Source organism: Acidovorax sp. Leaf73, from assembly GCF_916855635.1.
GTDB classification, from domain to species: Bacteria; Pseudomonadota; Gammaproteobacteria; order Burkholderiales; family Burkholderiaceae_C; genus Acidovorax; species Acidovorax facilis.
In genome coordinates this window covers 272,049-285,017 of record NZ_CAKASI010000007.1, presented here as the reverse complement: position 1 = coordinate 285,017, position 12,969 = coordinate 272,049, and the positions used below count along the sequence as shown (strand labels likewise).

At 65.3% G+C, this 12,969-nt stretch carries 13 protein-coding genes; 9 read left to right on the top strand and 4 right to left on the bottom strand.

Translation table 11 applies throughout. The annotated features are described in order from the left end of the window. Positions 1-70 precede the first annotated feature (70 nt). The 8 genes from LPA35_RS23210 (at position 71) to LPA35_RS23175 (ending at position 6,739) form a co-directional block, all read left to right on the top strand. The gene (locus tag LPA35_RS23210; RefSeq protein WP_228899252.1) at positions 71-727 is read left to right on the top strand and encodes a thiol:disulfide interchange protein DsbA/DsbL; all 657 of its coding nucleotides are present in this window, start codon (positions 71-73) and stop codon (positions 725-727) included. A gap of 108 nt (positions 728-835) precedes the next feature. Then, positions 836-1,489 (top strand): lipopolysaccharide transport periplasmic protein LptA, encoded by a 654-nt coding sequence (gene lptA / locus LPA35_RS23205; protein ID WP_055402492.1) that lies wholly within the window; start codon positions 836-838, stop codon positions 1,487-1,489. Positions 1,490-1,500: 11 nt separating this feature from the next. Continuing rightward, on the top strand, positions 1,501-2,298 hold the full coding sequence (gene lptB / locus LPA35_RS23200; RefSeq protein ID WP_055402495.1) for an LPS export ABC transporter ATP-binding protein: 798 nt from the start codon (positions 1,501-1,503) through the stop codon (positions 2,296-2,298). Then, positions 2,298-3,887, top strand: a complete 1,590-nt coding sequence (locus LPA35_RS23195; protein ID WP_228899251.1) for an RNA polymerase factor sigma-54 — start codon at positions 2,298-2,300, stop codon at positions 3,885-3,887. Before lptB ends, LPA35_RS23195 begins: the two co-directional genes overlap by 1 nt. A 67-nt stretch (positions 3,888-3,954) precedes the next feature. Further along, complete coding sequence (locus tag LPA35_RS23190; protein ID WP_055402488.1) at positions 3,955-4,437, top strand: thioesterase family protein; 483 nt, start codon at positions 3,955-3,957, stop codon at positions 4,435-4,437. Then, positions 4,434-5,726: a class I SAM-dependent RNA methyltransferase gene (locus tag LPA35_RS23185; RefSeq protein ID WP_228899244.1), complete on the top strand. Its 1,293-nt coding sequence runs from the start codon at positions 4,434-4,436 to the stop codon at positions 5,724-5,726. Before LPA35_RS23190 ends, LPA35_RS23185 begins: the two co-directional genes overlap by 4 nt. Further along, positions 5,716-6,201 carry a putative toxin-antitoxin system toxin component, PIN family gene (locus LPA35_RS23180; protein WP_228899242.1) on the top strand — a complete coding sequence of 162 codons (486 nt, stop codon included), beginning with the start codon at positions 5,716-5,718 and terminating at the stop codon, positions 6,199-6,201. The genes LPA35_RS23185 and LPA35_RS23180 overlap by 11 nt, the downstream gene beginning before the upstream one ends. Before the next feature lie 307 nt (positions 6,202-6,508). Further along, positions 6,509-6,739: a hypothetical protein gene (locus LPA35_RS23175; protein WP_228899240.1), complete on the top strand. Its 231-nt coding sequence runs from the start codon at positions 6,509-6,511 to the stop codon at positions 6,737-6,739. Positions 6,740-6,805: 66 nt separating this feature from the next. On the opposite strand, the gene LPA35_RS23170 is transcribed toward LPA35_RS23175, so the two are convergent. The 4 genes from LPA35_RS23170 to LPA35_RS23155 form a co-directional block, all read right to left on the bottom strand. Further along, complete coding sequence (locus LPA35_RS23170) at positions 6,806-7,234, bottom strand: N-acetyltransferase (RefSeq protein ID WP_218301430.1); 429 nt, start codon at positions 7,232-7,234, stop codon at positions 6,806-6,808. 90 nt (positions 7,235-7,324) lie between these two features. After that, positions 7,325-9,187: an ABC transporter ATP-binding protein/permease gene (locus LPA35_RS23165; protein WP_370641498.1), complete on the bottom strand. Its 1,863-nt coding sequence runs from the start codon at positions 9,185-9,187 to the stop codon at positions 7,325-7,327. 102 nt (positions 9,188-9,289) lie between these two features. Continuing rightward, entirely contained in the window at positions 9,290-10,123 is an 834-nt protein-coding gene (locus LPA35_RS23160) for a hypothetical protein (protein ID WP_228899239.1), read from the bottom strand. Beyond that, positions 10,120-11,862 carry an FMN-binding glutamate synthase family protein gene (locus tag LPA35_RS23155; protein ID WP_228899237.1) on the bottom strand — a complete coding sequence of 581 codons (1,743 nt, stop codon included), beginning with the start codon at positions 11,860-11,862 and terminating at the stop codon, positions 10,120-10,122. The genes LPA35_RS23160 and LPA35_RS23155 overlap by 4 nt, the downstream gene beginning before the upstream one ends. Before the next feature lie 216 nt (positions 11,863-12,078). On the opposite strand from LPA35_RS23155, the gene LPA35_RS23150 reads away from it, so the two are divergent. Further along, on the top strand, positions 12,079-12,936 hold the full coding sequence (locus LPA35_RS23150; protein WP_228899235.1) for a YecA family protein: 858 nt from the start codon (positions 12,079-12,081) through the stop codon (positions 12,934-12,936). Positions 12,937-12,969: the final 33 nt, after the last annotated feature.

The following is a 12,969-nucleotide window of genomic DNA, read 5'->3' as shown; positions in this document are numbered from 1 at the left end:
TTCGGGTGGCTGAACTTTTTGCGGGGGCATGGCTCACATCCCCCAGACCTGTAACAGGAGAGTCTTTGTCATGAAACGCCGTGAGTTTTCTTTGTCCGCCGCCTCGGCGGTTGCCGCTTCCGCCCTGACGTTGCCAGTGGCCACCCCCGCGCTGGCTCAGGCCCGCCAGTTCAAGGAGGGCAAGGACTTCCGGCGGCTTGACAAGCCGGTAGCGCCCGACGCGCCTGCGGGCAAGGTCGATGTGATCGAGTTCTTCTGGTACAGCTGCCCCCACTGCAACGCCTTTGAACCCGCGCTCGACGCCTGGGTCAAGGCCGCCCCCAAGGACGTCTCCGTCCGTCGTATGCCCGTGGCCTTCAACGCGAGCTTTGTGCCCCAGCAAAAGTTGTACTACGCTCTGGAAGGCATGGGCAAGCTCGAAGCCCTGCACGCCAAGGTGTTCCGCGCCATCCATGTGGAAAAGCAAAAGCTGGCCAAGGACGACGAAATTTTTGCCTGGGTGGCCCAACAGGGTGTGGACGCCGCCAAGTTCAAGGAAATCTACACCTCGTTCAGCGTGTCCAACCAGGTTCGCCGTGCTTCGCAACTGCAGGACGCCTACGGTGTGGAGGGTGTGCCCTCGATGGGTGTGGCGGGCAAGTTCTACACCGATGGCACCATGGCGGGCAGCATGCAAAACGTGCTGCAGGTGGTGGAACATCTGGCGACAGTGGCCCGCAAAGGCTGACGGTTTTCGCCCGGCCGCCGGTTCCCATTGGCAAAAGCCCGCACATGCGGGCTTTTTTCATGGAGGAACGCGACGGGGTGGCTACAATGATTGCAAGATTCGTGCCCTATGAACCATCGCCTCCTTCCGATCCTCCTGCTCGCGGCCCTGGCCTGCACCTTCGGTGTGGCCCATGCCGAAAAGGCCGACCGCGCCAAGCCCATGAACATCGAGGCGGACGCTTTGCGCCACGATGAACTCAAGCAAACCAGCGTGTTCTCTGGCCGCGTGGTCATGACCAAGGGCTCCATCGTGCTGCGCGGCGCGCGGCTGGATGTGCGCCAGGATGCCGATGGCTACCAGTACGGCGTGGTCACGGCAGAGCCCGGCAAGCGCGCCTTCTTCCGGCAAAAGCGCGACACCCTGCCGGGAGCACCCGACGAGTTCATCGAAGGCGAGAGCGAAGTCATCGAGTACGACGGCAAGGCCGACAACGTGCGCTTCATCACCCGTGCCGAGCTGCGCCGCTACCGGGGCGCTGTGCTCAGCGACGAGATCACGGGTGCCGTGATTGTCTACAACAACCTGACCGACGTGTTCTCCGTGGACGGCAAGCGCACCGCCACCAACGCTGCGGGCGATGCCCCCGCGCCGGGCAGCCGCGTGCGCGCCGTGCTGGCCCCCAAAGATCCACCGCCCGCTGCGGCGGCCCCCGAGGCGGCGTCCCCGGCCTCAGCCCCGGCGCTGCGCCCCAGCAACAGCCTTGGCGGCGGCGCCAAGTGAGTGGGCCCGCTGTGAGTACCGGTCCTGACACTCAGGCGGGTAGCCGCCTGGGGCCTGATTCCCAGGCGGGCAGCCGCCTGGAGGTGCAGCACCTGGCGAAGTCTTATGGCAGCCGCAAGGTCGTCAAGGACGTTTCGCTGGTCGTGCAAAAAGGTGAGGTCGTGGGGCTGCTCGGCCCCAACGGCGCGGGCAAGACCACCTCGTTCTACATGATCGTGGGCCTGGTGCGCAGCGACGAGGGAGACATCCGCATCGACGGCCAATCGGTGGCCCACATGCCCATCCACCGGCGCTCGCGCCTGGGCCTGTCGTACCTGCCTCAGGAAGCCTCGATCTTTCGCAAACTCACGGTCGAAGAGAACGTGCGCGCCGTGCTGGAACTGCAGCGTGGTGATGACGGCCAGCCGCTGTCGCGCGACGCCATCGAGGAGCGCCTGACGGCCCTGCTGCAGGAGCTGCGCGTGGACCACCTGCGCGCCTCGCCCGCCATGGCCCTGTCCGGTGGCGAGCGCCGCCGCGTCGAGATTGCCCGGGCCCTGGCCACACAACCGCGTTTCATCCTGCTGGACGAGCCCTTTGCCGGCATCGACCCCATTGCCGTGATCGAGATCCAGCGCATCATCGGCTTCCTGAAGGCGCGGGGCATTGGTGTGCTCATCACCGACCACAATGTGCGCGAAACCCTGGGCATCTGCGACCACGCCTTCATCATCAGCGATGGCCGCGTGCTCGCGCAGGGCACGCCGTCCGAGATCGTGGACAACGCCGAGGTACGACGTGTTTACCTTGGCGAACACTTCAGGATGTGATGAAGCCTGGACTCTCGCTGCGCGTCTCGCAGCATCTTGCATTGACCCCCCAGCTTCAGCAGTCCATTCGGCTGCTGCAGTTGTCCACGCTCGAACTCTCGCAGGAAGTCGAGCAGATGCTCGACGAAAACCCGTTCCTCGAACGCAATGCCGACGAAGCTCCGCGCGAGGAGTTTGGCCTGGAAGCCGCCGACACGCCCGCGCAGCCCGATGAGTACAGCGCCGATGATGCTATATTTTCAGGAGCTAGCAGTGCAAGCAGCACAAGCGCTGAAGGCCAAAATGATGCTGAAACACCGAGTGCTGGCTCTGACGAGCCTGACTGGAGCGGTGACGGCACGGTAGAAATGGCGCCCAACGACGCGGAGTGGGGCGGGGATGCGCCCGCCCGCAACCGCAACGACTCCGAAGGCGACGAGGCCGACGCCACCGAGCTGGCCCGTTCGCATGAATCGCTGACCGCCTTTTTGCACCGTCAGGCACTGGCGCTGCGCTTGTCAGAGATTGACCGCGCAGCGCTGCGTTTTCTCATTGAATCGCTCAACGACGACGGCTACCTCGAAGAGCCGCTGGAAGATCTGGCCATCAGCCTGGCCGGGCCGGACGACCTGGAGCAGATTGAAGAGCTGGTGCACCGCTTCACCGTGGCCCAGCGCCTGCTGCAAAGCCTGGAGCCCACCGGCGTGGGTGCGCGCAACCTGGCCGAATGCCTGACGCTGCAGCTCACGGCGCTGGCTGCCGACGAGGACAGCGATGCTGACCCCGACACGGTGCAGACCGCGCTGCGCATTTGTCAGCAGCCGCTGGAGATGCTGGCCCGCCGCGACATCCGCCGCCTGACGCAGCTGTGTGGCGACGGCGAAGAGCGCACCCGCGCCGCCATGGGGCTGATCGCTCGCCTGGAGCCTCGCCCCGGCCGTCGCTTTGCCGACGTGGAGCGCAACATCATCATTCCCGATGTCATCGTGCGCAAAGCCGGGCGCGCTAACGGCCGCGACGGCCAGCACAACTTCATCGTCAGCCTCAACCCCGATGTGATGCCGCGCCTGCGCGTGCACGACATCTACGCCGGTGCCCTGCGCGGCCACAAGGGCGGCGAGGGCCACCAGGGCATGCAGCAGCGCCTGCAGGAGGCGCGCTGGTTCATCAAGAACATCCAGCAGCGCTTTGACACCATCCTGCGCGTCTCGCGCGCCATCGTGGAGCGGCAAAAAAGCTTCTTCACCCACGGCGAGTTGGCCATGCGCCCGCTGGTGCTGCGCGACATCGCCGACGAACTGGGCCTGCACGAATCCACCATCAGCCGCGTGACCACCGCCAAATACATGGCCACGCCAATTGGCACGTATGAGCTGAAGTACTTCTTTGGCTCGGGCCTGGGTACCGAGACCGGCGGCAACGCGTCCAGCACCGCCGTGCGCGCCCTCATCAAGCAGTTTGTGGCCGCAGAAAGCCCCGCCAAGCCGCTGTCCGACAGCCAGATCGCCGAGATGCTCAAGGAACAGGGCATCGAGTGCGCACGCCGCACCGTGGCCAAGTACCGCGAGGCGCTCAAGATCGCGCCGGCCAACCTGCGCAAGGCGCTGTAGGTACCCCGGTTGGGGGCGCATGGCTCGCCCTGTTTGAATTTTTCGTTTTTCTATCCGCCACCCCACCATGGCCCGCATCGTCTTCGACCTCCCCCCGCACTTTGGCTTTGCCACCGAGCTGCAGATCTACATCAGCCACGTCAACCAAGGCGGGCACCTGGACAACGCGCAACTGCTGAGCCTGGTCTCTGAAGCGCGGGTGCGCTTCTTCCAGTCGCTGGGCTACCCCGAGGCCGACGTGGGCGGGCTGTCCATCGTGGTCGGCGACATCGTGGCGCAGTACAAGTCCGAAGGTTTCCACGGTGAAACCATGCGCGTGGAGATGGCGCCTGCGGACTTCAACCGCTATGGGTTTGACCTGGTCTTTTGCATGACCGAGAAGACCTCAGGCCGCGAGGTGGCGCGCGGCAAGATCGGCATCGTCTTCATCGGCAAGGCCGACCGCAAGGTGGCGCCGATCCCCGAATCCATCCGCCAATTGCTGCTGGCCCGCGCGGGAACGCCGGATTCCCACGCATTGTCTGAGCGCGTATCCTCCCCATCGACATGAACCAACTCCAACTTTTTCTCCCCTGCGCCGCTGGTGTGGAGGGCTTTCTGGCCGATGAGGTGCATGGCATCACCGGCCTCACGGGGCAAGACCTGCTGGTCGGCCGCGGCGGCGTGCTGCTGCGCGCCTCGTGGCGCGAGGCGCTGCTGCTCAACCTGCACAGCCGACTGGCCCAGCGCGTGCTGGTGCAACTGGCGCACCGCCCTTACCGCTCCGAGAACGATCTCTATGCCATGGCCAGCGACGTGGCCTGGGAAATCTGGTTCACCACGCGCCAGACCTTCAAGGTCGAGGTGACCGCCCAGCACAGCCCGCTGCAGAGCCTCAACTTCGCAGGTCTCAAGGTCAAGGACGCGGTGGCCGACCGCTTTCGCGCCAAAAGCGGGGTGCGCCCCGACGTGAACACCCAGTGGCCCGATGTGCGCATCCACCTGCACCTGACCACCGACGAAGCCACCATCTACATCGACACCTCCGGCGAGCCGCTGTTCAAACGCGGCTGGCGCGAGGACAAGGGCGACGCCCCGCTCAAGGAAACCCTGGCCGCCGCCATGATCGCCGCCAGTGGTTGGGACCCGCACGGCGACAACCCCCAGCCGCTCTACGACCCCTGCTGCGGCAGCGGCACCATCGTGATCGAAGCCGCGCAGATCGCCTGCCGCATCCCGGCGGGCATGCTGCGGCGCTTTGCGTTCGAGAAGCTGCTGCCGTTCCAGGCCCATGTCTGGGATGCTATTAAAAACGAAGCTGAAAGCGCAATACAGACAAGCGCTGTACCCCTGTTTGGCAGTGATGTGGCCTTCCGCATGGTCGATTTTGCGCAGCGCAATGCTGAGCGCGCAGGCGTGGCCGATGCCGTGCAGCTGCGCGGCGGCGACGCCCTGCAGCGCATGCCGCCCTGTGAGCAGCCTGGCGTGATGCTGCTGAACCCGCCCTATGGCGAGCGCATTGCTGCCGCAGGTAGCGCAGGCCGCAACGCCAGCGAGCGCGCCGCCGACCGTGCCCAGGGCATGGCCGTGGGTCGGGAAGAGGCGCAGACCGAGGATGGCGGCGAATTCTTCAGCCAGCTGGCCTCGCACTGGAAGAAGAACTACGCTGGTTGGCAGGCCTGGATGCTCACACCCGACCTCAAGCTGCCCGGCAAGATGCGCCTGAAGGAATCGCGCCGCGTGCCCATGTGGAACGGCCCCATCGAATGCCGCCTCTTCCGCTTCGACATGATCAAGGGCGCGGTGCGCGACCGTGCTGCAAAACCCGCCCCTGACAACGACCCGCGCAATGCAGGTTGAACTGCGCCTGCCCGCCGAGGCCGCACAGGGCGAACCCGCCCGCCCTGTGGTGGTGGACACCAACGTCGCGCTCGACCTGCTGATCTTCAGCGACCCGCGCACCGCCCCCCTGCGCGCACTGCTGGCCCAAGGGCGCCTGGCCTGGATAGCGACCCAGGTCATGCGCGACGAACTGGAGCGTGTGCTGGCCTATCCGCACATCGTTGGGCGCATGGACTACTACCGCGTGGATGCAGCGCAGGTACTCGCTGCATTTGATGCGCAGGCGCGGCTGGTGGAGATCGCGCCCAAGGTGCCCTATGTCTGCAAGGACGCGGACGACCAGAAGTTCATCGACCTGGCGGCGGCACACCGGGCGATTTTGCTGAGCAAGGACAAGGCGGTGATCTGTATGCGCAAGCGCTTGATGAATTTCGGGGCGGATGTGGCGACTGCGCTGGTGCTGGAGGCGGAGGTAGCAGCACTTGCGGTTTGATAGGCCTGCCAAGTCTTCGACAGGATCGTGGGGACTGTTACCCTCCGATGATCGTGTATCACCGCCCATGAGTTCAAGGCGGCACTTCCTCTGGCATACCGCTGGCGCTGTCTCATTTTTTGCGAGGCCGTCTTTGGCTCAAAGTCTTCCGTCGTCAATCCTTCGTGATCTCCCCTGGTCTTTTTCTGAGCCGTCTTGCCAGGATGTGGAGACTTTGCTCTCTGCCCTGCGTGAGTACAGTAGGAGCATTGGACACAGCCTGGATGAGCAGGAGCTCCAGAGGCAGTTTCCGGGCAGGACGTTGGACGTGACCTATGCGTACTGGGTTCGGGATAACGGTGGCGTTTGGACCGAATTGAGCGCTACGGTTCAGATTCGCAGGGACCACAACCCAACCTATGCAAAGGTGCTGTTCCTTTTGCACCAGGAGGCAGCGCACCTGCTGGCTGACCAGGATCGCCATTTTTTTGAGGGGCTGGTGCTGTCTGCAGATCCGTTGTCAGACACGCCAAGGTACGAAATGCTGCTGGGAAGTTGATCGTAAGTTTGGTGGGGTGGGTGGGCGCAGTCGGACCTGCCACGTTGGCAATCCAAGCCCTGGAAATCAGGACATCAAAGCCTTCTTCAAATACACCAGCTGAAATCCCTGGATGTAGTTGTCGATGTGCCCAAACTCCTCATAGCCCTGTTTAAGATAGAACTCGCGCGCCTGCCACTCAAAGGTGTTCAGCGTCACGCTGTGCGCGCCCAGGTTGCGGGCTTTCTGTTCTGCCGTGGCCAGCAGGTTGCGGCCCACTCCATGGTGCCGGGCGGCTTCGTCCACAAACAGCAGTTCCACGTTCAGCCACTCCAAAAACACGAATCCGCGCAGCCCGCCGACCAATTCGCCCTGCGCGTCACGCGCGCTCACCCACACCGGCTGGGACTGGCCGTACTCACCGACGAACCCGTAGTTGAATTGCCGCATCCGACGGCCTAAGACGCCGGAGTGAACTTCTTCTGCTGTGGGTGTGTAGATCTCAAAGTCGGTCATTGCGGAAGTCATGTAGGCCGGATTGGTGAAGCGTAACCCGACCTGCTCTCATCGGGCGAAGCTGCCCCGCCGTCGCTTGAGCCGCCGCGCTCAGCTATCAAATCTGAAGTCCGCTGCCGCGTGCAGCTCCCAAGCCCCTTCGCCCTTGAACTCCAGCACGTGCGTGTGGTGTTTGAGCACGGCGGGGCGGTGGGCGATGCTGATGAGGGTGGTTCCGCTGGCGCGCAGGCGTTCGTAGAGGGCGGTTTCGTTGGCGCTGTCCAGCGCGCTGGTGGCTTCATCCAGGATGACGATGCTGGGCTGGCGCGCCAGCACGCGGGCAAAGGCCAGGCGCTGTTGCTCGCCGACGGACAGCAGTTTCTCCCAGTCGTAGGACGCGTTGAGCCCACCCACACGCTCGGACAGTGATTCGAGGTGCACCTCCTGCAGCAGCTCCAGCAGGCGTTCGTCGCTCAGCGCCGTCTGCTTGCTCGGGTAGATGATCTGGCTGCGCAGTGTGTCAATCTGCATGTAGGGGCGCTGGGGCAGGAAGAACATGTCTTCCAGGGGCGGGTGCTGCACGGTGCCACTGCCCGTGTGCCACAGGCCGGCAATGGCACGCAAGAGCGAGCTTTTGCCGCAGCCGCTGGGGCCGGTGATGAGCAGCGCGTCGCCGGGCTGTAGCTGCAGCGAGAGGTCGGCCACTAGCAGGCGGCCGAAGTGGGGGGTGTAAAGCGAGAGCCCTTCGATGGCCAGCGTGTCGCCGATGCGGGTGGTGATTTGCGGTGGGGGCTCGGAGGGGTCGTGGGCGTTGATCGCGGGCGTCGCATCGTCCGCAGGCTGGCCTGCTGGGGCGGGCTCGGCCCAGGGGGTGGGCGCGGCAGGGGTTTTGAGCACGACCTGCGACAGGGTATGGAGCCGGTCGATGCCCGCCACAAACCGGCTCAGGCTCTCGAAGTTGTCCACGATCAGCGAGATGGCGCCCAGCACGGCGGCAAATGCGCCTGCCGCCTGGATGGCCCGGCCCACCTCCAGCTCGCCCGACAGCACCGCATTGGCCAGGAGGATGCTGGGCAGGATCAAGGTGAGCTGGCTGAAAGAGCGCTGGTACAGGTTGAGCGAGAGCTGCTTTTTGATGAGCCGGGCGAAGTTGGTAAACGCAGCCTCGAACCGGTGGTCGATCTGCACGCGCTCCTGGGGTTCGCCCCGGTAGAAGGCGATGGATTCGGCGTTTTCGCGCAGCCGCATCAGCCCGAACCGGAAGTCTGCCTCGCGGCGGATCTGCCAGAAGTTCAGCCGGATCAGCGGCGCGCCAAAAAAGTACAGCGCCCCGAAGGTGCCCAGCAGGGCATACACCGCCAAAAAAGCCACCAGCGTCTTGGAGATGGACCACAACACCGCGCTGAACGCCACCAGCTGCATCAGGGAGCCGATGAAAATCAGCAGGAAGTGCGTGGACCGGCTGGTGAAGGTGTTGATGTCTTCGCTGATGCGCTGGTCGGGGTTGTCGATGTCGCCGCCCGCGCCGATCTCGTAGTACTTGCGTTCGCTCAGATAGCCATCCAGGAAACGGTGGGTGAGCCAGCGCCGCCAGTGGTTGGAAAACGCATCGCGCATGTAGTAATAAAAGGCGTACACCGGCACCGCGAATGCCAGAACAACAAGGCTGGTGCGCACCGCGATCCAGAAGCGGTCGGCCTGCTTGGCCGCCAGGGCCGATGTCATCTCCCCCGTCTTGTCGATCAGCATGACGGCCAGCTGGGTCTCGCACACCATCAGGGCGATCAGCAGTGCCATCAGGCCCCAGGCGGTGCGCTTCTTGTCGCCTGCCCAGTAGGGCCGGGCCACGCCCATGAACTGCTTCCAGGCAGCCCGCGACAGGGTGGGCGGTCGGCTGCGGCGGGGCTTGTCGGTGGTGGGGGGCAAGGGCGTGGGCTCAGGGGCGGCTGGGCTGGCAGCGGCGGGCAGTGGCATGGAAAGAAGTGAGGGCTGGAGGAAGCTCCACCTGAACGATAGGCGATCAGCGCGCTTGGCGCTGTCAGCGGACAACCACAGCTTGATAGGAGCGGCCGCGTTTCATCTGCTGAGCAACTCGTACGCCGCCCGCACCCGCTGCAAATCCCGCCCCAGCCTGCGGCTTGCCGGCAAAAGCCCCATCCACCCCATCCGCCGGACACTGGTCGCCAGCACCGCCCGCATCTCCGCGCTCTCCTGCGCCACCCAGGCCACCCAGCGCTCGCGCCCCTCGGTCAGCGTGCCGCTGGTGTGCAGGTAGATCGCGGTGGAGTGCGCGTAACACAGCGCATCGCGCACATGGCACACCGCCAGGGGCAGCACGGCGGCGGGGTCGTCCTCAAAGTCGATGCAGGCCACTTCGCCATCGGGGCAGCGCACCATGTTGCGAGCAAAGGCCTGGCTCAGGCACGTGCCTTGGCGGTGCACCTGGGCCAGCGTGTCCAGCCCCTGCTGCCACAGCGCCAGAACGGTGGCCGTGTCACCCGCCTGCACGGCATGGTCGATCTCGTTGCCCAGCGAATGAATCTCTTCCCCCGTGTGGCCCAAGTGGCGCATGGCAAAACCATGGGGCAAGGCGGCCAGCACCACGGGAACGCGGATGCCGCGTGCGGCCAGGTCGCGCAGGCGCTGCACTTCGGTGGCAATGGCCGCAGGGCCGCCGGGGTTGGGCACGGGGCGCAGGGCGTCCAGCCGCAGCAGGGCGGCCAGAACGGCCATGGCGCGGTAGCGGCCCGTGCCGTGGGGAGCGCCGGCGCGCTTGATCCAGATCTGTTCGTGGCCCAGCACATGGGCCATCACGTTGTGGGGCTGGGTGGCCAGCTGCTGCTGCAAAAAGGCGGCGTAGCCCGGGGCGGCGGTGTTGGTGGGGGCGGATGCATCCATCGTCAAGTTCATACAGCGGCATCCCCTGCCACCGCAGCAGCGGTGCCGACGGCTGCGGCGTGCACCAGCTCGACATGGTGGGGAATGGAGGGCTCCAGTGCAGGCTCGCTGGCCTGAAAGCTGTGCGCGCTGGCCAAGGGCCAGTACAGGCGGAACACGTTGTGCTGCGCGTCGAGCGGGCCGAGCAGCGCGCCCGGTTGCATGCGCGTGATCAGGTTGGACAGCAGGCGCACCTCGGTGTCGCTGATGCGGCGCACGATGTGGTGGGCCGTGATGTCCTTGGGGTGGCGCAGCCCGGCGGCCTGCACCAGTTCCTGCAGCGCGTGCAGCGTGCTGCGGTGAAACTGCGCCACGCGCGTGGCCTTGTCGGGCACCACCAGGGCCTGCTGGCGCAGCGGGTCTTGGGTGGTCACGCCCGTGGGGCAGTGGCCGGTGTGGCAGTTTTGCGCCTGGATGCAGCCCAGCGCCATCATGAAGCCGCGCCCCGCGTTGCACCAGTCGGCACCCAGCGCCATCATGCGCGCGATGTCGAAGGCGCTGATCACCTTGCCCGCGCAGCCAATGCGCACGCGGTCGCGCAGGTTCACCCCAACCAGCGTGTTGTGCACCAGCAGCAGGCCTTCTTGCAGCGGGGCGCCCACGTGGTCGGTGAATTCGACGGGCGCCGCGCCCGTACCGCCCTCGGCGCCATCGACCACGATGAAGTCGGGCGTGATGCCCGTGACCAGCATGGCCTTGACGATGGCAAACCACTCCCAGGGGTGGCCCAGGCAGAACTTGAAGCCCGTGGGCTTGCCGCCCGACAGGGTGCGCAGCCGCGCGATGAACTGCATCATTTCCACCGGGTTGCTGAACGCACTGTGGCTGGCGGGCGAGATGCAGGCCTCGCCCTCCTTCACCCCGCGCGCAGCGGCGATCTCGGCCGTCACCTTGGCGCCCGGCAGCACGCCGCCGTGGCCCGGCTTGGCGCCCTGGCTGAGTTTCAGCTCGATCATCTTCACCTGCGGGTCGGTGGCGTTGGCCGCAAAACGCTCTTCGCTGAACGTGCCATCGGGGTTGCGGCAGCCAAAGTAGCCCGAGCCGATCTCCCAGATCAAGTCACCGCCATGCACGCGGTGGTGCTGGCTGATACTGCCCTCGCCCGTGTCGTGCGCGAAGCCGCCTTTTTTTGCACCCTGGTTCAAAGCCAGGATCGCATTGGCCGACAGCGCACCAAAGCTCATGGCCGAGATGTTGAACACGCTCGCGTGGTAAGGCTGGGTGCAAGGCGCCACAGACTGCGACGGCGCATCGGGGTTGCCGCCGATCCACACGCGAAAGTCGTGCGACGGCAGCTGTGTGGGTGCGAGCGAGTGGTTCACCCATTCATAACCCTGCGCGCCCACGTCCAGGTGCGTGCCGAAGGGGCGGTTGTCCGGGTCGCCCTTGGCGCGCTGATACACCAGCGAGCGCTGGGCGCGCGAGAACGGCGCGGCCTCGCTATCGCTTTCGATGAAATACTGGCGCACCTCGGGCCGCACATATTCGAGCATGAAGCGGATGTGGCCGATGACCGGGTAGTTGCGCAAAATGGCGTGGCGCGACTGCTGCAGGTCGTACACGCCCACTGCTACCAGGGCAGCAAACACCAGCACCACGGGCAACCCCACGTGAAAAGCCACCAGCGCAAACAGCGACAGCAGCAGCCCGAAAACGCACAGCGCAAAGGCCGTGTAGCGCACCGGGTACAGGGAGTTCAGTTGGTGGAGCATGGGGGTCCTGGTTCTGGTGGCGGTGCGAGAGGGGGCTACACTGACCGCCTTTTTATCGGGTTGCCATGTTGCGCAAGGCGCTTTTGAGGCCCGGCACCACCCCGGGTCGCCGTACCTCCGCCGCTACACCAGCGCCACGGCACAAGGCCTGCGCATCATAAAAGTAAAACAATGTTTTACCGCCCCCGCTTTCTCGCTTGACGACCGGAGCCCCCCATGACCGAACCCACATCGCCCACTCCCTCCACCGACGATCTTGATGACCCCGCGGGCGCCCCGGCCGCCGCACTGGGCCCTGAAGAGCTGGAAGAGATCGACAACATCCTCGACGACCTGCGCTCGCGCGGCGAGGAAATCCCGCAGTGGGAGTTCTGCGATGGCTTCATGACCGCGCTGATCTGCAGCCGCCGCGCCATCGCCCCGGCCGAGTACCTGCCCATGCTGCTGGGCGACGGCGCCGAGCTGGATGTTGCCGAAGGCGACCCGCTGCCGCAGTTGCCAGCCTTTGCTGACGCCGCCCAGCAGGCGCGCTTTTTAGAGCTGTGGAACCGCCGCTGGGCCGAAATCGTGACCCAGCTCGACACCGACGTGAAGACGCTGGACGACGACCGCACCTTCCAGCCCGAAGCCATGGACATGCGCGGCGCCGTGGCCAGCCTGACCGACGAGCAGCGCGCCGAAATGGGCGACGACCAGGAGATCCCGTCCTTCGGTCAGGTGTGGGCCCTGGGCTTCATGTTTGCCGTGGAAAACTGGCCTGAAGACTGGGCCGCCCCGCGCGACAAGGAAGCCGCCAAGTGGCTGGACGACGCGCTGGACCGCATCGTTGCCCTGACCGAAGACGACACCGGCAAGCCCGAAGTCTGCATGTACGACGAAGACGGCCCACCCAGCACCAGCCAGGCGCGCGTCGAGGCCTTCGGCGAAGCCATCTGGGCCGTGTACGACCTGCGCCAGCTGTGGAAGAGCATGGGCCCGCGCGTGGAGACGGTGCGCAAGGCGCCCGAGCCGGGGCGCAATGACCCGTGCCACTGCGGCAGCGGCAAGAAGTACAAGAAGTGCCACGGAGCTTGATTTTGTTGGGCAATTTGCTATTGATTGGATAGC